Genomic DNA, 18892 nt, shown 5'->3' with positions numbered 1-18892 from the left:
TGACCAAATAGTTCCGGTGAGCTGAGGAGCCCTTGCATGACCATCAATGCGCTCGAGCGTCTGCTCAGCGGCACTTTCGCGGATCCCGATGTGGCGGCCATGCTGTCGGTGCCGACGCGCTCCGTCGTGATCGCCGAGTCGCTCGCCGGGGCGGAGGCGGATCTGGTCGCGCCGCTCGCACTCGGCCGCCGCGTCGCTGTCGTGGCCGATCCGCGAACCCAGGCGGTACTGGGCGGGCGCGTCGCTGACGCTCTCGCCAAGATCGGCAGCGTATCGCCGATCATCCTGTCGCCGGAGCCGCATGCCGACATGGAGACGACGGCGATGGTGCGCGAGACTGCCCGTTCCGTCGACGCGCTGGTTGCTGTCGGCTCGGGCACGATCAACGATCTCTGCAAGCTTGCCGCCGCGCAGCTCGGCAAGCCCTATATTGTGTTCGGGACCGCCCCGTCGATGAACGGCTACACGTCGATTAGTGCGGCAATCACCGACAACGCGGTGAAGAAATCGCTCGCGGCCAAGGCGCCGGTCGGCGTGTTCCTCGACCTGACGGTGCTCGCCGCCGCGCCCAAGCGGATGATCCGATCGGGCCTCGGCGACAGCCTGTGCCGCACGACGGCGCAGGCGGACTGGCTAATGGCGCATCTGCTGTTCGACCAGCCTTACCGCAGTGCGCCGTTCGCGCTGCTGGCCGAGGATGAGGCCGATTTGTTTGGCTCCGCCGCGGCCCTGGTGACGGGCGACCTGACCGCCATGCGATGTCTCGCGCGCACGCTCGTGCTGTCGGGCTTCGGCATGACCATCTGCGGCGGCAGCCATCCGGCCAGCCAGGGCGAGCATCTCATTAGCCACTATGTCGATATGATGGCGGACGAGACCTGTCCGAAGACCTTCCATGGCGAACAGATCGGCGTCACGACATTGACCATGGCCGCCCTGCAGCACCGCATGCTGGCGGATCAGCCGCCGCAGCTAAGCGCGACGGCGATCGACCGCCAGTCGGTGATCGATCATTTCGGATCGGAGCGCGGCGAGGAATGTTGGCGCGAATTCGCGCCGAAGCGGCTCGATGACGGGCGGGCCGCGCAGCTGAATGCACGTCTGGTGCGGGATTGGTCGGGGATTCGCCAGGAAATTCTGGCGATCCTGCGGCCAGTGGCCGAGTTGGAGGCGACGTTGATGATGGCGAACTGTCCAACGACGCCGGAGGCCCTGGGATGGCCCCCGGATCTTTACGGGAACGCCGTGCGGCACGCCCGGGAACTCCGCGGGCGATATACCTTCCTCGACCTGGCCGTGGACGCTGGCGTCCTTTAACGGGGAATCATCGCGCGGCGCAAAGATCTCTCAGCGGACAGGGTGAGCAGATCGGCGCGGCATGGCGGCAAAGCCTCCGGCCATGCAGTTTCATCAGCGTGTGATGCATGTCCAGATCGTCGGCCGTCCAATCGGTCGGAAGCTGGCGCATCAGCAGCCGGTGGGCGACGGCGGCGTCGGTCGCGGGCGGAAGAAGGTTCAGCCGTTTCGCCACCCGGAGGTGATGGGTGTCGACGACGAGGGCACGCATCCGCAAGGTGCTGAAATTCACGATGGCCGCGCTGACCTTCGGACCGATGCCGGGCAGCGTCTCGAGCCAGCCGCGGGCCGCCTCGACCGGCCAGTCGACCAGAAAAATCAGGTCGAGCCTGCCTCGGCGGGTCGTAATCGACCGAAGCGCCGCCGGCAGCCACACCACCTTCTTCTCGGCGAAAGTGACAGGGCGGAGAAGCGGTTCCATCGCGGCAAGCGGGGCATCGCGCAGGCTCTCCCAATCACTGAAACGCTCGCAAAGCGCATTGAAGACCATCTTCGAGATGTCGCCCCGTGTCCGCGACCCCAAGAGCGATAGAATCAGTTGGCTGACGGGATCGAGCCGGACCCACTCCGGAGGCGGCCCGTAGGCGGCCAGTAGCCGGTGATGGATCTCGACGACCGGCCGGGAAAGCGAGAAAGGAAGGGCGAGTTGCACGTCTCAAAATAAGAACAAATTAAGAACACAGCAATCGTTTTAGTTGCCGAGAGCGGGTAGGAAGTTGCTGAATTCGGGGAAGCGCTGCACCTTCTCGATCAGATAGTCGCCATAGGCGATCGGGGGATAGCCCGGCCCTCGCTCCGCGAAGCCGGGCGGGGCGGCGATTACCGCATCGACTGCCGGTTCGAAGAAAAACGGAACCGATTCCCGGACTTGGCCGGAGCCCAGCACGCGATGCTCCGTCGCGCGAAAAAGGTCGTTGGTCCAACGCTGCATCAGATCGCCTAGATTGACCACGACGCTACCATCGATGGCTGGCACGTCGATCCAGTCGCCCTGGCGGTTACGGGCCTGAAGGCCGCCGACGCCGTCCTGGTGCAGCAGCGTCAAACAGCCCGAGTCGCAGTGTTCCGCCGTCATGATCTCGTAGCGTTTGCCGTCATGCAGACGAAGGATCTTCTCCTCGATGCCGGCGACGGATGCCGCCGTTCGCACCGGATAGCGCAGCAGTCTCAGCGTGGAATTGCCGCCGCGGAACTTGTCGTCGAACCAGTCGTCGGGCAGGGCTAGGAAGCGCGCGATCGCATGGAGGAGCTGGAAGCCCAGCTCCTCCATGGCCGCATAATAATCGAGGATTGCCGAACGCCAGCCGGGAACGACGGCCTCGGGCGGCCAGAGATTGGTTTCGAGAAGCGGATGTCCGAGTGAAAGGCGGGGATCGCTGGGCGTCAGCTCGGGCCCGATATCGATGCCTTCCTTGTAAGCGAGGACGCCGTCAATCGCCGGAAAGTAGCCGCGATAAATATTACGGTTCGACGGCTCGTATTTTCGACGGGCGATCGGCCACTTGACCTCTCGCGTGCAGTCGAGGAAGGCGAGAAGGCGGGATCGGCGGGTCTCGTCCAGTCGCGCAGCCGAACTCTGTCCCGTCACGACGAAGAAGCCGATGTCACAGCAAGCGCCGCCGATGGCCTCGTCGACCGTGTGCCTGGATGTGCCGTCGCCGTCATAAAGCGGTGCGATATCGACCACCGGTATGGAGGTAAAGTCTCCCGTCAAGGTGGAGCCTTCCTTCAGTCAAGGTACGCGCCACCTTAGAGCGTTTGAGATACCCCGTCCACGTTCTGCCCTAAGCGGAACGGTCGAGCCCGCAACCAACAAGCTGGTAACGGTCCGTTGGTGAATCGGATATGATTCGAGTTGCGCGGTCTATATAGATTGCCGCGCTCACGATCGGTCCCCTGAAGGAGAGCTTGGAGATGAGGTCGATTGCTTCCGTGGTTTTGAGCCTCGGGTTCGTGCTGTCCTGTGCGCTGCCGGCCGGCGCGGAGGACGGGGTTAAACGTGGTGAATATCTTACGCGAATCATGGATTGCGTCGGCTGTCACACGAGCGGAGCGCTGATTGGGAAACCCAATCCAGCGCTGCACCTTGCAGGATCGGATATCGGGTTCGAGGTCCCGGGGCTCGGGATCTTCTACCCGCCGAACCTGACGCCCGACTCGGAAACCGGCCTTGGCGAGTGGAGCGAGGAAGATATCGTCACAGCAATCCGGGCAGGAGTACGGCCGGACGGGCGTGAGTTGGCGCCGGCGATGCCCTGGCGCTCCTATGCCGCACTGACGGACGCCGATGCCCAGGCGCTCGCCACCTATCTGAAAAGCCTTCCGCCGACGCGCTCGACCATACTGCCGCCTATCGGACCGGGCGAGAAAGCTCCGGCGCCCTACTTCACGGTTGTGATGCCGAAGTGACGAGCGAGGCCGGGCTCTGCTCAGCCTTCGAGCGCATAGTCGAGTTTTTCGCCGCGAATTTCGAAGCTGGCGCCGATCCACCGGTCCGAATCGTCGTACCAGACGCGGCCGGTGGTGCTCGGCGTGGCGATGTCGAAGAAGGTTGCGTCCAATAGGCTTCCGCCGACCTTGAACTGGCCGCGCGCGGATTTTTTGACGAGAAGGCCGACCACGGTGCCGTCCTGCGCGTCGATGACCGTTTGCCGCTCCATGATGGCCCGGTTCCACAGACCGTCCGTGGTGCAGGCGTCGGCGGGCGCGATCGCAATGCCCTCGGTGCCGGAAACGCGAATTCCCTGAGCCGTGGCCTGCCCGTCGACCCGGAATTTTTCGCCATCATCATCGGTCGAGCTTCTGAGCAATTGGAGGTGGTCGCCGCGCCAATACTCCTCCGCATCGTGGCTGTAGCGGAACGCCGTGATGAAGGCGATCTTGACCTTCATTCTGACTGCCGTCTCGGCGATCATGCCGGCGTCGGTGGAGCGGAACGAAACTTGATGCGATCCGATCACCGAGCCCTTGCGACGGATGGCGAACCGTAGATTGTCCGGGAGGGTGGCCGTACCGGCCGCTGGCACGACCGTCGGCAGGCCAACAAAGCCGGCGGCCAAGCTGCCGGCGGCAAGACGCACGATGTCTCTACGGAACAAGCGCATGCCGAACTCCATGTCTGTAGGCCTCCCGAGTATTCCGGAAGTCCGGAGGCGTGTCATCTGGAAGTCTTTTCGGCAAAAACTCTCCGACTTTTACCGACTTGGTCGTCTGCCGTCATTGTCTTTCGCCAGAGACCGCCTGTATGCTGCGGCAGACCGGACGGCAGGCCAAGGGGAGGCTAGGACCATGCTGGTCGGACAGCTCCACCTTATCGCAACCAAGCTTTGTGCACCAATCCGCCGAACGGGCCTGGTGCATCGGCATCGGCTGCTGCGCGCGCTGCATGGCACGACGGACGGCAAGCTGACCGTCGTCGCAGCGCCGGCCGGATTCGGCAAATCCACGCTGCTTGCCCAGTGGCACAGTGTGCTACGGGAAAGGAACGCGGCCGCAGGGCGTGGCCGGTGCGATCGCATCCCTGCGGGATCGCCTCGCCAGCCGACGCGCCTCTCTTCGAGCGAAGCCGGTGTCTCAACCGGACTGACGGATCAGCTAGATGCGAGCTTTTATTGGGTTGTCCATCCGGCTTCGGTCGGGGAAGCTGAAGGTGTTGACGTTCTAGCGATCATCGAGGAGAAGCCGGATCTGGAAATTTCGGCTATCGGACGCCAACATGCACCGGTATCCCAAAGGCGTAGAGCCGCCTGATCTTCTCTCGTCATCGAGCGATCGCTGATCGCAAGAATCCGGAGTTCTGCAGCGACGCGTTGGAACAACATGTCAACTGCGGTAATTCAGCGAAAGGCTGCCAGGGCTATCCTGCTGACACCAAAAGCCGAAGTGCTTCTGATGCGCGTACGGCTTGAAGGTGTTGCTCCGTTTTGGATGACTCCCGGTGGCGGTTTGGAGGCGGGAGAGACCACAGCGGACGGGTTGCGGAGAGAACTCAAGGAAGAAGTCGGCTTAGATCAGTTAAGAATAGGCCCCCTTCTCTGGCGGCTTCAGCACAGCTACGATTTTCATGGCAAGCGCTACTGCCAGGACGAGGAATACTTCGTCGTTCACGTGCCGCGCTTCAACCCTCGGATAGAAGACGAAACAGAAGCCAAGGAAATATACGGCTTCCGCTGGTGGACGATATCCGAGCTGCTCAACGCAACGGAGAGAATTACACCATTCTCATTAGCGAACATCATTCAAACCTATCTCCGGGAAGGCCCTCCGAAGGAGGAGCCGCGCATCGAGGTTCTCGTTGATTGAAGAATGCGACTCCGGTGACGACGCGTGCGTTCGCGGCGGCTCGACGCCGATCACGTCGCTTCGATGCGATCGGATCAGGTTATACCGCACCGTCACAGGGGCGCTCGAGCCAGAGCCAGCTGTGCCGCCCGCCGGCCCGAGAGGATCGCGCCTTCGATGGTGGCGGGGAGGCCGGTATCGGTCCAGTCGCCGGCGAGAATGAGATTGCGGAAGGCCGTTGCGGGCTTCGGGCGCCGGCGCAGATTCTCCGGCGTCTGAAGGAACGTCGCCCGCTTCTCCGTCAGAAGCCGGTAAGGAGGAAGCGGAGCCGCGGCGAGCCCGAACGGCCGCGATACGTCGCGCCAAAGGTCCGCTGCGACGGCTTGCGTTCTCTCCTCGGCGGCGACGGCGGCGCTGACGGTGGCGCTGATCACGCCCTCTCGAGCGAAGGCCCATTGGGCCCGGCCGTTGAGCAGGCCGACGAAGCGGGGCAGGGGGGCCGGCAACGCTGTCGGGTCGATGGCGAAATGGGCATTCAGGATCATGCTGCCCTCTTCCGGGGTGATCTGGTCCGGAAGAAGGCGTCTGCAGTCGTCCGGCGGAACTGCAAGCACGACGATATCGGTCGCGACATCAACGTCGCGATCGGCGAACCTTAGCCGTTCGACCGTCCCGCCCGTTGGCTCGATCGCGCGGAGACGTCGGTTGAGATGGATCTCGGCGCCGGCTTGCCGCAGCCAGCGGATCGCCGGATCGATCAAACTCGCCGAAAGGCTCCGGCGCGGCAGCAGCGGGCGGCAGGCCTCGCCACCCGACAGGAAGGTGCGGAGCAGGACGGCGCGCATCATCGATGCCGCCGCATGCTCCGCGGGCGTATTCATCGCCGCGACAGTGAGCGGTTCCCAGAACCGCTCGAAGAGGGGGTGCTTGCGGTCGATCCGATCGGCAACCGTTGCGCCGACCGGCGCAGCCAGCAGACGGAGGATCGACAGATAATCGCGAAAGCGCGTACCCGGAACCCGGCGCCCTGCGACGAAAACCCACCAGGGAACCGGTCCCGCGTTCGGGCGCAGGCGATAGGATCGGTCGGCGCGAAGATCGTAGAAGTCGAACGCCGCGGTGTCCGGTCCGGTCAGGCTGTCGGCAGCGCCGACTGCATCGAGAAAGCGAAGGGCTTCCCGATTGCCGCTGAGCAGCAGATGGTTGCCGTTGTCGATCAGCCGATCGATCTGCCGGTCGTGAAACGATCGGCAGCGGCCGCCCGGTTGCGGCGTCGCCTCATAGAGGGCGACGCGGCGGCCTGCCCGCGCCAGGTGAACGGCGCAGGACAGCCCGGCCAAGCCGGCGCCGATTATATGAGCCGTGGCCAAAGCGGGCCCAGGGCGGCGGCTCTCGCCGCAGCGAACAGGCGGACGGACCGCGGCACGCGGACCGGGGTGGCGAGCGCCTCCCAACCGCGTGCCGACAGTCGATCGAGCAACTGCGAATAGACCGCCATCATCACCAGTGCCGGCCGTAGCGACGTCCGGTCGCAGCGGGCGAGCGCGCGACGCGCTTCTTCGAGTCGCTGGCGCGCCAACGCTTCGAGCGAGTTGCAGGTCGCAGCGAGGCGCGGGTCCCGCAGAACGTCGGTCGGTCGCTTGGCGGTAATGCCCTGTGCCTCCAGCAACTCGGCGGGAACATAGAGGCGGCCGCGCTGAGCATCCTCGTGAACGTCACGCAGGATGTTGGTCAGCTGCAACGCTTCGCCCAGGGCGATTGCGAAGTCCGCGGCGCCGTCGCCGCGTGCTTCGAAGACCCGGATCGCCAGCAGACCGACCGCACCGGCGACCAGCCGGCAGTAGCGGCGTAAGGAGGCCATGCTAGGCGCGCAGATCGACTCCGCCGCATCCCAGGCCATGCCGTCCAGCACCGCCAGGAACTCGCTCTTCGGCAAGGCGAACCGCCGGACCGGCTCGATCAGGGCCAGCATGACCGGGTGGGTCGGTGAGCCGTCGAACAGCGCCTCCACCTCGCTCTTCCAACATTGCAGCGCATGGAGTTTCGCCGCGGCCGGCATGTCGGCATCGGCAATGTCGTCGACCAGCCGGCAGAAGGCGTAAACTGCGTAGATCGCGTCGCGCTTGGCCGCGGGAAGAATGCGCATGCCGAGAAAGAAGGAACTGCGGGAACAGCCGACGAGGCGCCTTACCTCGGCCTTTGCCTCGGGCAGGGTGACGCGGCGGGTGGTTCCGAGAGATGCCGCGGGGAGCATGGCCATCAGACGCGCCTCACGTCATCCGTTGTCGGGATGCCGGCCTTCCCGCCATTCTCGCGATATTCCGGCGGGTCATGGCGGCAAGGATGCTGCCGCATCCGGCCGCAAGAAAATCCCATTTCGACAGTGCGACGCGGTTCGCCAGCGGGTCGGCCTGGGCAAGCCGCGTCGCTAGCCGGTCTGCCAATCGTAGGATCGTCGCGCTTTCCATCGCAAGCCGTCGGCTCGACAGCGTCGCGGGCAGGGCCTGCGCGTCGCCGATGAGGCGTTCGGTTCGTGCCAATGTCTCGTCGAGGGCGGCACGCAGTTCGGACGTCGATGCGTCACCGGCAAGGTCCCGTTCGCGCACCCCATGCCGTCGCAGCGAATCCAGCGGCAGGTAGATCCGATCGAGATCCAGGAAGTCCCGGCGGCAGTCCTGAAGATGGTTGAGAACCTGCAAGGCCGCGCACAGCGCGTCGGCGGCGGGGCGGGCTTCTGTCGCCTCGCCATGCAGCTCTAGCAGGTAGCGGCCGACCGGTGCGGCTGAGAGAGCGCAGTATGCCATCAGCTCGGACCAGTCGGCATAGCGCGCCTTACGGGCATCGAGGCGGAAGGCCTGGAGGAGATGCCGGCAATGGTCGCTCGCGACGCCCGTTTCCACGAGGCTCTGCCGGACCTGGATCGCCGCGCGGGGTGTTCCGTCACCGGTCATGCCGTCGAGCCCCGCTTCGAACGCATCGAGGCGAAGAAGCTTCTGGTCGGCCGACAGGTTGGGATCGTCGGCGATATCGTCGGCGCTGCGGGCGAAGGCATAGAAGGCGGCGATGTGCGGTCGGAGCGGCCGTGCGATCAACCGCGATCCGACCGGAAAGTTCTCATCGGCTGCGGCTTTCATGGGCCGGCACCCCCCGGAACGCGGCATCATGACGCGTGATAGGACCGGCCGCGCCAAACCGGGCGAATACCGAGCGATGCCTTGATGCGTGCGACGACCTGGATCGCCAAGGTGATGAGGATCCCGACGGGATGCAGGATCGCGCCCAGGATCGACTGGCGAAAGCGATAAGCGATGAAGAGTCGAAGCCCGATCGACAGCAACGCGGCAAGCAGCGCCAGGACCACGGCTCCCGCCGGAATATCGACGAATGGCGCGAGTCCGATCAAGACGAATGGCAGGACATGTCCCCCTGCCAGCAGAATGGCCCATAGGGGCAGGCCGCGGAGCGTCGCCATTCCTTCCGTTGCATTCTTTGAAAATCCCTTCCAGACCGCGCGCGCTCCAGCATACATACGACAATAGGCTATGTCCGTCGCGTCGAAGAGATCGGTCTGGAGCCCCTTTGCGCGAAAGGCACGCGGCAGCTTGATCCCGTCATGGAGCGATCGCCGAATGGCGGCATGCCCGCCGGCCTGATCATAGGCTTCGCGCTTCACCATGATCAATTGGCCACAGGCGGCGCCGAAGACCGGCAGGGTTGTCCATCGCAGGCCCGGCATCGGCAGATAGCCGAGCAGGAGAAACAGGATGATCGGCACGACCAGCTTTTCGCCGAGCGTCGCGGTGATCTGTCGGGGGAAGCCGCTGAGGAGCCCGGTCGGCCGGTCCGCCAGGAAGGCGGCCATACGGGAAACCGCGTCGGGAGCAAGCCGGACATCGGCGTCGATGAAGAGCAGCAGGTCATGCCGGGCGAGGTCCGCCAGAACCTGGCAGGCATGCTGCTTGCCCGACCACCCGGGCGGCAGAGGCGGCGCTCGCTCGACCCGCAGACGGTCGTCCCGCCGGGCCACGGACTGCGCGACGGCTGCCGTGCGATCGGACGAATGGTCGTCGAGCACGATGACCTCGATCTCGACGTCCTTGCTGGTCAGGACGGTCGTCAGCGTCTCGCCGATGTTCGTCTCCTCGTCGCGGGCCGGAATCAGCACGGAAACCGCACGACGCGTAGATGCGGATAGCGGCAAGCGCCGATAGAACGGCAGATTGATCATGGTGATCAGTACCGGTATCGCCGCCAGGAGGAGAACAAGGAACGCCAGACCTGTCATAGTTGCTCGTCTCCATGCCCTGGCGCTGGACCGCCGGTTTAGAGCACGATCCGATCAGGTTGACCCAACCTGATCGGATCGTGCTCTAACTCAAATAACTAGAGGCTGATTCACCGATCATATCGGTTCGATGTGATCGGATCAGACTCTAATGCCCCGAGCACCGCAATCCATAGATGGACCAGGGTTAACGGGCGGATCAAGCGGCATCGTTGGGGCATGGTTACCCGGTCGAAAGACTCTGATGCGACAACCGGCTCCCTTGCAGTCGGCGCCGTCCTGTCGTAAAGCGCTGTCGCCAAGCAGGGGAGCAAATGATGATAGTTTCCGCCGCAGCGCCACGCCGCGATCGTGACCATAAGATCCTGGACGGAAAGGCCCTGGCCGTGGAGATCCGCGGTGCCGTGGCCGAGCGGGTGCAGGCGCTCAAGGAAACCGGCTGGTCGCCGCGCCTGGTTTCGATCGCGGTGGGCGAAACCGACGCGGCGAAGCTCTATATCCGCAACCAGAAGCGTGTGGCAGAGCAGGTCGGCATCACCTTCGAGGAGCGCTTCTATCCCGAGACGGTGAGCCGGGCGGAGATGCTCGCCGCCATTCAGACCTTGAACGCCGATCACAATGTGACCGGCGTCATCATCCAGCGGCCGGTTCCGCCTTCCATCGCAATCAAGGAACTGCAGGCGGCGGTGCATCCGTTGAAGGATGTCGAAGGCATGCACCCCGCGTCGATCGGCAATATCGTCTATAACGATCTGGCGCTCGGGCCCTGCACCTCCGTCGCGGCGGTCGAGCTACTGAAACGCACCGGGCTGGAGCTGAAGGGGCTCGAGGTCGTCGTGATCGGCCATTCGGAAATCGTCGGCAAGCCGATCGCCTTCCTGCTGATGAGCGAGGGAGCAACGGTCACGGTCTGTCACCATATGACCCGGAATCTGGCCGTCCACTCCCGGCAGGCCGATGCGGTGTTCGTCGCCGTCGGCAAGCCGCGGCTGATCACCGGCGCGATGATCAAGCCGGGGGCGGCGCTGATCGACATCGGCATCAACCAGATCACCACGCCCGATGGCGGCACCGCCGTGGTCGGCGATGCCGATTACGAGTCCTGCCACGACGTGGCGGGCTGGATCACGCCCGTTCCGGGCGGCGTCGGCCCGGTGACGGTGTCCATTCTCATGCGCAACACCCTGACCGCCGCCACCTTGCAGAAGCAACATTACGAGTCGCAGTTCGCCGGCCCATCATTCTGAACCGGGCCGAGGCGCGATTGCTCGCTATCCTCTCAGGTTGACGCCGTAGGGTTCGGCCCAGCGCAATCCGTCCACCGTGTCGGCACGGGGCCGATATTCGCAACCGATCCAGCCGTCATAGCCTGCAGCGTCGAACAGATCGAAGAGGAAGGGGTAGTTGATTTCCTGTTCGTCGTCTGGCTCGTGGCGACCGGGGACGCCGGCGATCTGGATGTGGCGGATAATGTCTCGGTTAGCCTGGAACGTCTCGGCCAGGAAGCCCTCCGAGATTTGGGCGTGGTAGACGTCGTACTGCAGGAACAGATTGTCGTTTCCGACGGTGTCGATGATGCGGCGCGCCTGCGCCGTGCGATTCAGGAAATAGCCCGGCATGTCCCGCTCGTTGATCGGTTCGATCAGCAGAGCGATCTCGGCGTCTGCGGCAACCGTCGCGGCGTGCCGCAGATTCTCGATATACACCGTCTCGCATTCGGCCGCGTCGGCGCCTGCGGGCGGTATCCCCGCCATCGCATGCAGGCGTCGGCAGCCGAGCGCCTTGGCGTAGTCGAGCGCAACCATGATGCCGGCCCGAAACTCCGCCTCCCGTCCCGGTAAAGCGGCAAGGCCACGCTCGCCACCATCCCAGTCGCCGGGGGGCAGGTTGAAGAGCGCCTGCGTCAGCCCGCCTGCTTCCAGGCGCGCCGCGAGGTCTTCTTTGCGCTCGGCATAGGGAAACAGGAATTCGACCGCCTCGAAGCCGGCGGCCGCTGCGGCCGCGAAGCGGTCGAGAAACGGGAAATCCTGGAACATGAGGCTAAGATTGGCCGCAAGCCTGGGCATCGCCGGAATATCCTAGATTTCTACGATCACCGCCAACAGACCATGCAGGACGAGACCACCCGCCGCAAGACCGAGGGCGCCAGCCGCATCGTCCTGAATCATGCGCGGAAGATTTCGATGGATGAACGGCGACCCCAGAAGGGTCAGTCCGCCAGCGATGATGGCGACCGGCCAATCCAGGTGCCGCGCCGCGAAATAGACCAAGTGGATCGTGAGGGCCGCGACAATGGCAATCGACGCGTAAAGCAGCGTCGCGCCCAGAGGGTTTTGCAGCGCTTGCGGTCGGAACTCGCCGGGAAACATGCCGCTGACCGTCAGAACGAAAAGACAGACCAGCAGAATGGAGAGAGCGAACAGAAGGAGTTCCGGACCTTCGATCTGCATCACGGCGCACCATCCCTTGCTTGACCGGCGTGCCGCGCCGGGTAAAGATATGTTCTAATATATCAAAGATAGATCACGTGGGGCGTCGCATGACAAGTGGTGAGAAGAAGAAGCGGACGATCACCGAGATCCGGGACTCGAAGCGGAGCGGGGAGAAGATGGTTTACACATCCGTCCCCGACTATACCTCGGCGCGCTGGGCGGAGATGGCCGGCGTTGATGTCTGCGTCGTCGGCGATAGCCTCGCGATGGTCGCCCACGGCCATTCCAGCACGATTCCGGCGACGATGGACATGATGGTAATGCACGCGCTGGCGGTTCGCCGCGGTGCGCCGAACACCTTCACCCTCGGCTGCATGCCCTATCAAAGCTACAACACGGTCGATCGGGCGCTGGTCAATGCGACGCGGTTCATGCAGGAGGCGGGCTGCGACGCGGTCAAGCCGCAAGGCGGCAAGAGCCAGGCGCATATTCTCAAGGCGCTGGTCGATGCGGGAATCCCGACGGCGTCCCATATTGGGCTGACGCCGCACACGATCGCGATGTTCGGCGGATTCAAGATCCAGGGTCGGACCGCGGCGGCTGCGATGCAGATCCTCGAGGATGCCTTGGCCATCCAGGATGCCGGCTGCTTCATGCTGGAGTTCGAGGCGGTTCCGGCGCCGATTGCGCGGCTCATTTCCGAACAGCTCGAGATTCCCACGATCGGCATCGGTGCCGGTGTCGGGACCGATGGTCAGATCCTCCTGAGCTATGACCTGCTCGGCGTTTTCACCGACTTCAAGCCGAAATTCACCAAGCGCTATGCCAACCTGACAGAAGTGGCGGTTACTGGGCTCCGCCAGTATGTGAAGGAAGTGAAGGAGGGGGCTTTTCCGGATAATGAGCACAGCTATACGGTAAAGCCGGAAGAACTCGACAAATTTCAAGCGATGGTAGAAAAACGCAGACAGATCTGAGGCATGGCGTCGCGGGGCATTCCCGCATTAAGAAAAAAAGGGAGAGCGCGTGGCAAATGCAATCACTGACGCTGCGGCGGAGTCTGCGCCTGCGGCGGACGAGACGAGCAGCCTGACCGCTCGGGCCTATAAAGAGCTCGAGGAGCAGATCGTTACTTTACAGATCGAGCCGGGCAGCGTTCTTTCCGAAACGATGCTCGCAAAGCGCCTCGACATCGGACGTACGCCGATCCGCGAGGCCCTGCAACGGCTGGCGCGGGAGGGGCTCGTCGTGATTCTGCCGCGGCGGGGCATCCTGGTTTCCGAGATCAATGTAAAGCGACAGCTGATGCTCCTGGAGGTTCGTCGCGAGCTGGAGCGGCTGATGGCGCGCACGGCCGCCGTTCGTATGACGGACCGTGAGCGAGAGCAGTTCGTCGAGATCGCCGAGGGCATGGAGCGGGCCGCCGAGGACAACGATGATTTGACCTTCATGCGTTATGACCAGAAGATGAACGGGGTGCTCTCGAAGGCATCCCGGAATGTCTTCGCCTCCAATGCGATGACCCTCATGCAGGGCTTGTCCCGGCGGTTCTGGTATCTCCATTACAAGGAGGTGGCGGACCTTCCGCTGTGCGCGCGCCTGCACGCGCAGATGGCCCGTGGAATCGCTAGCGGCGATGGCAAGGCGGCGGCCCAGGCGACGGACAAGCTCTTGGACTATATCGAGGAGTTCACGCGGGCGACGCTCGACGCCCGCGGATCCCGGTGACGGCGATGCCGCCGGTGGCGAGCTATATCGCCGTCGGTGATGTCGCCGGACGGCCTGCCGCCATATCATAGTCGCGCAGCACTTCGGCGACCCGGATGCGATAGTCGCGGAAGATGCCGGCCCGGCCCGCCTCCTGGGCGGCGCGGTGCTTCCGTTTACCATACCATGTCTCGACCGCCGCGGAATCCCGCCAGAACGAGAGGGAGACATATTTCCCTTCCGAGGTCAGACTTTGAAAGCGTTCGACGGAGAGGAAGCCGTCGATCTGCTCCAGCTCCTTCCGGAGTTCGGCGGCGAGATCGAAATAGCGCTGGGCCGTTTCCTCTTTTAACCATACCTCGAAAATCACTGCGATCACATTTCCCTCCCTTTAAGCACCGCACGCTCCAACACTTTACATCTCGAAACGGGGCTTATAACATACGCGAGATATATCAGTTGTACCATCATTGCCGGGCGTGACTATGACAGCTTACACGGGGGACCGCACGATGGAGGGTGTTATCGTCCTGGTGGACGGACAGCCGCTCGATCCCCGCTATGACCTCAAGAAGATTTCCGAGAACGGATTCGAATGGACCTATGAGGGTCCGGAACCGGCGCAGCTCGCTCTCGCGATTCTGGCGCATCACCTGAAAGACGATCAGAAGGCCCTGCAGCTCTATGACGGCTTCATGCGGGCGGTCGTTGCCAATCTCGACAATGAGTGGGAGATGACCGGCGAAGATATCGATGGCGCGATCGCCGACATCTCCGTCTCGCGCTGATCGGAAGCCGGTTGGACTCCAAATCAATCCCGGTCAGGCAACTTGTCGCAAGGGTCTGTCGAAAGCGAACCGGCCCAACTCATAACGATCAGTGGAGGAAATTCATGACGATCTGGAAAGGCTCAACGGCGCTATTGGCGGCGGTTACACTTGCAACAGGCCTGCTATCGGGGCCGTCGGTTGCGCAAGAACCCGAATATGAGTGGAAGATGGCGACGGGCTGGGGTGGCGGCCCGCTGATGGATATCGGCGCGCAGGCCTTCGCCGATCGGCTGGAAGATCTTTCGAACGGTCGGTTCGAGATCCAGGTCTTCCCTGGCGGCGGTCTGGGCAATGCGCTCAAAGTTTCCGACACGGTGAGAAACGGCATCGCAGAGATGGGCCACACCTGGATGGGCTATGACTGGGGCAAGGATCCCGGCGTCGTTCTGTTCGGCGGCTATGCCGGAAGTTTCGATACCGAGCGTATGCTGCATTGGCTCTATCGTGGCGGCGGGGTAGAGCTGCAGCGGGATTACCGGCTCGAGAATTTCGGCGTGATCTCGATGCCGCTGTTCATCCGCACGGCGGAGGTCTTCCTCCATTCGCACAAGCCGGTTCGTACGCTCGACGATCTGCAGGGGCTGAAGCTGCGGACCGCCGGCGCCTGGCTGGACATGGCCAAGGATCTCGGTGCCGCGCCGGTGACGACGCCGGGCGCCGAGGTCTACACCATGCTCGAGCGGAAAGCCATCGACGCCACCGAGTGGGGCACTCTGTGGGAAGACATCGCACCCGGCTTTCATAAGATCACCAAGTACGTGATCATCCCCGGCGTTCATCAGCCGACCGCGCCGTTCGAGCTGGTGATCAACAAGGATGCCTGGGAGTCGCTCTCGCCCGAAGATCAGGAGCTGATCGAGACGGTCGCCCGGATGGTCACGCTGGAGAGCTGGCTCACCATCGGCCAAGAGGACGCGAAGGCCGTTGCCTTCTATAGAGAGAACGGTAACGAGATCATCGAGCTCGCCCCGGAAGTTCAGTATGCCGCCCGGGAAAAAGGCCTCGAATGGGCGCGTGGGCAGGCCGAACAGAACGAGTGGTTCAAGAAGGTGTTCGAGAACCAGCAGGCGTTTGAGAAATTGTGGCAAGGTGCCGACCGCTACCGCAAGGTGATGGTCAAAGACGCGGAATAAGCGCCGGCGGCCGGGGGCGTCTCTCGCCTCCGGCCGCTGCGCCGCCATCGGCGTCTCGCTGATGCGATTCAAATCCATATCGGGACGGATGGAATGACGGCTGTCGTTCGACTAATCGATCGGCTGACGGAGGGAGTCGGCTTCGCGGCAGCGCTGCTTCTGATCCCTCTCGTCCTGGCCATGTGCTATGAGGTCTTCGCGCGTTACGTTCTCAATGCGCCGACGATCTGGGCCTACGAGATGAGCTACATGCTGTCAGGCACTTATTTCCTGCTCGGCAGCGGCTTTACGCTAAAGCGCAGGGGCCATATCCGGATCGATCTCATCTATGCGCATGTCAGCAGCCGCGCGAGGGCGATGATCGATCTCGCTGGATATGTCCTCGTGTTCCTGCCGCTGCTCGTCGTGCTGAATTACTACCTCTGGGACTATGCGATGCAGTCGATCGAGAGCGGCGAGCGGTCCGGGCAGTCGGCGTGGAACCCTGTGATCTGGCCGTTCCGAATCATGTTCTTTGCGGGCTTCGCGTTCCTCGCGCTTCAGGTCGTTGCGGAGATCCTGAAGTGCGTGCGCGTGATTTTCGGCGCCGGCACGCAGAACGAGGGCTGAGACATGGACTATTTTGCGCTGGCCATGTTTCCGGCTCTATTCTTTCTGATCTTTCTGGGTTTCCCGGTCGCCTTCTCGCTGATGTCCATCGCGGTGATCTTTGGGTTGATCACCTTCGACATGGCGGTCTTCTATCAGTTCGTCGAGAAGATCGAAGACGTCGCCGGCAACGTCGTGCTCGCTGCGGTGCCGTTATTCGTCTTCATGGGCTCGATGCTGGAACGCTCCGGCATCGCCGAGAAACTCTTCGAGGCAGTGCATCTCTGGACGCGGCGTCTTCCCGGTGGGCTGGCCGTCGGCACCGTCATCATGTGCATCATCTTCGCCGCCTCGACCGGCGTGATCGGTGCCACGGAGACCGTGGTGGGCCTGCTGGCCATCCCGCCGATGCTAAAGTACTCCTACAACAAGCAGCTGATCAGCGGGACCATTTGCGCCGGCGGCTCGCTCGGGACGATCATCCCGCCGTCGGTCGTGGTCGTGGTACTCGGTCCGATCGCCGATGTCTCGATCGGCGATCTAATGGTCGGCATGATCTTTCCCGGCCTCATCCTCGCCACGTTTTACATCGTTTACATCCTTGGTCGATGCCTGATCGACCCGACCGCAGGTCCGCGCATTCCGCACACGGACGACGATCTCGGGCTGGGCGAGAGGCTGGTCATCACGATACAGGCGCTGGTGCCGCCGTTGCTGATGATTTTCGCCGTGCTCGGCTCGATCATGTTCGGCTGGGCCTCCGCGACCGAGGCAGCCGCCCTTGGCGCTTTCGGCGCCTTTCTGCTCACGATCCTCTATCGCCGGTTCTCCTTGGCGATGTTCCGGGAGGCGTTGCTGAAGACGCTGGTCATCACGACCATGATCATGATGATTCTGCTGGCTGGAAACCTGTTCACCGGCGTGTTCATCGGGTCGGGCGGCATCGCCCTGGTCAGCGACCTGATCGAAGCGGCCAATCTCGGGCCGTGGGGCCTTCTGGTGCTGTTCCTGGGCCTGGTCTTCCTCGCTGGCTTCTTCCTCGAGTGGATTTCGATCCTGCTTATCTTCGTGCCGATTTTCGTTCCGCTGGTCCAAGGGGCGGGATTCGACCTGGTCTGGTTCTGCATCCTGATCCTGATCATGATCCAGTCGAGCTATCTGACGCCGCCGATGGCGCCGGCCATTTTCTATCTGCGCGGCATCGCCCCGCCGGAGATGACGCTGCGCGACATGTATTGGGGTGTTGTTCCATTTCTGGTCATCCAGGCGCTTACGCTGGTGATTGTGATGGCATTCCCGCAAACAGTCTTGTGGCTGCCGAGCAAGCTGCTCGGCTTTGGCTGACCCGCCGATTCCAATGAGGAGGTGACTCATGACGCCGGACCAGATTCTCTCCTTCAAGCCGAACGTCCTGACCCAGAAGCAACGCGAGTCCTATTTCGAGAACGGCTACCTGCTCGTGGAGCGGTTCCTCGATGACGCTTGGCTCAAGCGACTCCGCGCCGCGGTCGCGCGCCAGGTTGAACACAGCCGGGCCTACACGCAGTCTGATGCGATCTTCGATCTCGAGCCCGGTCACACGGCGGAGACTCCGCGGCTTCGCCGGGTGTCCAGCATCAACGACCAGGATACGGTCTTCTGGGACTACTGTGCCAAGTCCCCGCTGACCGAACTGATCGCCGACCTCGTCGGTCCCGACGTGAAGTTTCACCAGTCGAAGCTGAACTTCAAATGGGCAAAGGGCGGCGCCGAGGTGAAGTGGCATCAGGACGCGCCGTTCTTTCCCCACACGAACGACGCGGTCCTGACCGTCGGCACCTATCTGCACGATTGCGGTATGGACCAGGGCCCCCTGAAGGTCATTCCAGGTGCGCATCGGGGGCCGATCTACGATCACTACGACGCCCAGGAGAACTGGACGGGGGCTCTGCGCAACGAGGACATCGAGCGCCTGCCGCTGGAGCGTGCGGTCGCGCTCTGCGGGCCGGCAGGGTCCATCACCGTTCACAACTACCGGATGGTTCACGGGTCGGAGCCCAATCGCTCGGATCTCGGCCGACCGCTCCTGCTCAACGTGCTCTCGGCCGCCGATGCCATGCCCTACACCTACAACCCGCTGTCAACTCGCTATTACCAGCAGGTGATCCGCGGGAAGCCGGCGAAATGGGCGCATCACGACCCCCGCCCGAACCTGATCCCACCGGATTGGAGCGGCGGTTACACCTCCATCTTCGCGATTCAGAAGGGCGAGGGCGACAAGCCCAAGGCCGCGGAATAAGT

At 63.2% G+C, this 18892-nt stretch carries 22 protein-coding genes; 12 read left to right on the top strand and 10 right to left on the bottom strand.

The features are described 5' to 3' along the window. The first annotated feature begins 36 nt into the window (after positions 1-36). The gene (locus DT069_RS06115) at positions 37-1317 is read left to right on the top strand and encodes a sn-glycerol-1-phosphate dehydrogenase (protein WP_119459412.1); all 1281 of its coding nucleotides are present in this window, start codon (positions 37-39) and stop codon (positions 1315-1317) included. A gap of 7 nt (positions 1318-1324) precedes the next feature. Here DT069_RS06115 and DT069_RS06110 read toward each other — a convergent pair whose 3' ends face one another. Together DT069_RS06110 and DT069_RS06105 are read right to left on the bottom strand one after the other, a co-directional pair. Beyond that, positions 1325-2008, bottom strand: coding sequence for an endonuclease III domain-containing protein (locus DT069_RS06110; protein ID WP_119459411.1), 684 nt, complete (start codon positions 2006-2008; stop codon positions 1325-1327). Between the two features lie 39 nt (positions 2009-2047). Next, on the bottom strand, positions 2048-3070 hold the full coding sequence (locus DT069_RS06105; RefSeq protein ID WP_119459410.1) for an isopenicillin N synthase family dioxygenase: 1023 nt from the start codon (positions 3068-3070) through the stop codon (positions 2048-2050). 200 nt (positions 3071-3270) lie between these two features. Here DT069_RS06105 and DT069_RS06100 point away from each other — a divergent pair, with 200 nt between their 5' ends. Next, positions 3271-3765 carry a c-type cytochrome gene (locus DT069_RS06100; protein ID WP_119459409.1) on the top strand — a complete coding sequence of 165 codons (495 nt, stop codon included), beginning with the start codon at positions 3271-3273 and terminating at the stop codon, positions 3763-3765. A gap of 20 nt (positions 3766-3785) precedes the next feature. Here the strand turns inward: DT069_RS06100 and DT069_RS06095 are convergent, their stop codons facing one another. Beyond that, entirely contained in the window at positions 3786-4460 is a 675-nt protein-coding gene (locus DT069_RS06095; protein WP_162913009.1) for a DUF6134 family protein, read from the bottom strand. Positions 4461-4644: 184 nt separating this feature from the next. Between DT069_RS06095 and DT069_RS06090 the strand changes: the two genes are divergently transcribed. Further along, the gene (locus DT069_RS06090; protein ID WP_119459407.1) at positions 4645-5106 is read left to right on the top strand and encodes a hypothetical protein; all 462 of its coding nucleotides are present in this window, start codon (positions 4645-4647) and stop codon (positions 5104-5106) included. A 69-nt stretch (positions 5107-5175) separates the two neighbouring features. Then, the gene (locus DT069_RS06085; protein WP_119459406.1) at positions 5176-5658 is read left to right on the top strand and encodes an NUDIX hydrolase; all 483 of its coding nucleotides are present in this window, start codon (positions 5176-5178) and stop codon (positions 5656-5658) included. Positions 5659-5750: 92 nt separating this feature from the next. On the opposite strand, the gene hpnE is transcribed toward DT069_RS06085, so the two are convergent. Genes hpnE through DT069_RS06065 form a run of 4 tightly spaced genes read right to left on the bottom strand, consistent with a single transcriptional unit; the run spans position 5751 to position 9922 of the window. Further along, entirely contained in the window at positions 5751-7007 is a 1257-nt protein-coding gene (gene hpnE / locus DT069_RS06080) for a hydroxysqualene dehydroxylase HpnE (RefSeq protein ID WP_119459405.1), read from the bottom strand. Further along, positions 6989-7897, bottom strand: coding sequence for a presqualene diphosphate synthase HpnD (gene hpnD / locus DT069_RS06075; protein ID WP_119459404.1), 909 nt, complete (start codon positions 7895-7897; stop codon positions 6989-6991). The genes hpnE and hpnD overlap by 19 nt, the downstream gene beginning before the upstream one ends. A gap of 10 nt (positions 7898-7907) precedes the next feature. Next, entirely contained in the window at positions 7908-8771 is an 864-nt protein-coding gene (gene hpnC, locus DT069_RS06070; RefSeq protein ID WP_425450042.1) for a squalene synthase HpnC, read from the bottom strand. Positions 8772-8797: 26 nt separating this feature from the next. Further along, positions 8798-9922 (bottom strand): glycosyltransferase family 2 protein, encoded by a 1125-nt coding sequence (locus DT069_RS06065; protein ID WP_119459402.1) that lies wholly within the window; start codon positions 9920-9922, stop codon positions 8798-8800. A gap of 314 nt (positions 9923-10236) precedes the next feature. Here DT069_RS06065 and DT069_RS06060 point away from each other — a divergent pair, with 314 nt between their 5' ends. After that, positions 10237-11169: a bifunctional 5,10-methylenetetrahydrofolate dehydrogenase/5,10-methenyltetrahydrofolate cyclohydrolase gene (locus tag DT069_RS06060; RefSeq protein WP_425450041.1), complete on the top strand. Its 933-nt coding sequence runs from the start codon at positions 10237-10239 to the stop codon at positions 11167-11169. Between the two features lie 24 nt (positions 11170-11193). On the opposite strand, the gene otnI is transcribed toward DT069_RS06060, so the two are convergent. Next, positions 11194-11988, bottom strand: a complete 795-nt coding sequence (gene otnI / locus DT069_RS06055; protein ID WP_119459401.1) for a 2-oxo-tetronate isomerase — start codon at positions 11986-11988, stop codon at positions 11194-11196. Positions 11989-12000: 12 nt separating this feature from the next. Then, positions 12001-12375 (bottom strand): hypothetical protein, encoded by a 375-nt coding sequence (locus DT069_RS06050; protein ID WP_162913008.1) that lies wholly within the window; start codon positions 12373-12375, stop codon positions 12001-12003. Positions 12376-12461: 86 nt separating this feature from the next. Between DT069_RS06050 and panB the strand changes: the two genes are divergently transcribed. Both panB and DT069_RS06040 read left to right on the top strand, forming a co-directional pair. Next, entirely contained in the window at positions 12462-13331 is an 870-nt protein-coding gene (gene panB, locus DT069_RS06045; RefSeq protein ID WP_119459399.1) for a 3-methyl-2-oxobutanoate hydroxymethyltransferase, read from the top strand. Between the two features lie 49 nt (positions 13332-13380). Next, a complete protein-coding gene (locus DT069_RS06040; protein ID WP_119459398.1) occupies positions 13381-14082 on the top strand; it encodes a GntR family transcriptional regulator in 702 nt (233 codons plus the stop codon). 22 nt (positions 14083-14104) lie between these two features. Here the strand turns inward: DT069_RS06040 and DT069_RS06035 are convergent, their stop codons facing one another. Beyond that, positions 14105-14440, bottom strand: coding sequence for an antibiotic biosynthesis monooxygenase family protein (locus tag DT069_RS06035; RefSeq protein WP_119459397.1), 336 nt, complete (start codon positions 14438-14440; stop codon positions 14105-14107). A gap of 106 nt (positions 14441-14546) precedes the next feature. Between DT069_RS06035 and DT069_RS06030 the strand changes: the two genes are divergently transcribed. The 5 genes from DT069_RS06030 to DT069_RS06010 all read left to right on the top strand — a co-directional run bounded on the left by DT069_RS06030 (position 14547) and on the right by DT069_RS06010 (position 18890). Then, positions 14547-14849, top strand: coding sequence for a DUF6166 domain-containing protein (locus tag DT069_RS06030; RefSeq protein ID WP_119459396.1), 303 nt, complete (start codon positions 14547-14549; stop codon positions 14847-14849). A 104-nt stretch (positions 14850-14953) separates the two neighbouring features. Beyond that, positions 14954-16024 carry a TRAP transporter substrate-binding protein DctP gene (gene dctP / locus DT069_RS06025; RefSeq protein WP_119459395.1) on the top strand — a complete coding sequence of 357 codons (1071 nt, stop codon included), beginning with the start codon at positions 14954-14956 and terminating at the stop codon, positions 16022-16024. 93 nt (positions 16025-16117) lie between these two features. After that, positions 16118-16633 carry a TRAP transporter small permease subunit gene (locus DT069_RS06020; RefSeq protein WP_119459394.1) on the top strand — a complete coding sequence of 172 codons (516 nt, stop codon included), beginning with the start codon at positions 16118-16120 and terminating at the stop codon, positions 16631-16633. 3 nt (positions 16634-16636) lie between these two features. Beyond that, the gene (locus DT069_RS06015; RefSeq protein WP_119459393.1) at positions 16637-17956 is read left to right on the top strand and encodes a TRAP transporter large permease; all 1320 of its coding nucleotides are present in this window, start codon (positions 16637-16639) and stop codon (positions 17954-17956) included. 28 nt (positions 17957-17984) lie between these two features. Beyond that, on the top strand, positions 17985-18890 hold the full coding sequence (locus tag DT069_RS06010; RefSeq protein WP_119459392.1) for a phytanoyl-CoA dioxygenase family protein: 906 nt from the start codon (positions 17985-17987) through the stop codon (positions 18888-18890). Positions 18891-18892 lie beyond the last annotated feature (2 nt).

Source organism: Virgifigura deserti (assembly GCA_003576685.1).
Lineage (GTDB): Bacteria > Pseudomonadota > Alphaproteobacteria > Dongiales > Dongiaceae > Virgifigura > Virgifigura deserti.
Note: the sequence above shows the minus strand (reverse complement) of the source record. Positions and strands in the feature narration are given on the sequence as shown.

Excerpts from the sequence above, each read along its gene's own strand:
- DT069_RS06115 (WP_119459412.1), top strand. The coding sequence starts at position 37 with ATGACCATCAATGCGCTCGAGCGTCTGCTCAGCGGCACTTTCGCGGAT.
- DT069_RS06100 (WP_119459409.1), top strand. The coding sequence starts at position 3,271 with ATGAGGTCGATTGCTTCCGTGGTTTTGAGCCTCGGGTTCGTGCTGTCC.
- DT069_RS06095 (WP_162913009.1), bottom strand. The coding sequence starts at position 4,460 with ATGCGCTTGTTCCGTAGAGACATCGTGCGTCTTGCCGCCGGCAGCTTG.
- DT069_RS06090 (WP_119459407.1), top strand. The coding sequence starts at position 4,645 with ATGCTGGTCGGACAGCTCCACCTTATCGCAACCAAGCTTTGTGCACCA.
- DT069_RS06085 (WP_119459406.1), top strand. The coding sequence starts at position 5,176 with ATGTCAACTGCGGTAATTCAGCGAAAGGCTGCCAGGGCTATCCTGCTG.
- hpnD (WP_119459404.1), bottom strand. The coding sequence starts at position 7,897 with ATGGCCATGCTCCCCGCGGCATCTCTCGGAACCACCCGCCGCGTCACC.
- hpnC (WP_425450042.1), bottom strand. The coding sequence starts at position 8,771 with ATGAAAGCCGCAGCCGATGAGAACTTTCCGGTCGGATCGCGGTTGATC.
- DT069_RS06065 (WP_119459402.1), bottom strand. The coding sequence starts at position 9,922 with ATGACAGGTCTGGCGTTCCTTGTTCTCCTCCTGGCGGCGATACCGGTA.
- DT069_RS06060 (WP_425450041.1), top strand. The coding sequence starts at position 10,237 with ATGATGATAGTTTCCGCCGCAGCGCCACGCCGCGATCGTGACCATAAG.
- otnI (WP_119459401.1), bottom strand. The coding sequence starts at position 11,988 with ATGCCCAGGCTTGCGGCCAATCTTAGCCTCATGTTCCAGGATTTCCCG.
- panB (WP_119459399.1), top strand. The coding sequence starts at position 12,462 with ATGACAAGTGGTGAGAAGAAGAAGCGGACGATCACCGAGATCCGGGAC.
- DT069_RS06030 (WP_119459396.1), top strand. The coding sequence starts at position 14,547 with ATGACAGCTTACACGGGGGACCGCACGATGGAGGGTGTTATCGTCCTG.
- dctP (WP_119459395.1), top strand. The coding sequence starts at position 14,954 with ATGACGATCTGGAAAGGCTCAACGGCGCTATTGGCGGCGGTTACACTT.
- DT069_RS06020 (WP_119459394.1), top strand. The coding sequence starts at position 16,118 with ATGACGGCTGTCGTTCGACTAATCGATCGGCTGACGGAGGGAGTCGGC.
- DT069_RS06015 (WP_119459393.1), top strand. The coding sequence starts at position 16,637 with ATGGACTATTTTGCGCTGGCCATGTTTCCGGCTCTATTCTTTCTGATC.
- DT069_RS06010 (WP_119459392.1), top strand. The coding sequence starts at position 17,985 with ATGACGCCGGACCAGATTCTCTCCTTCAAGCCGAACGTCCTGACCCAG.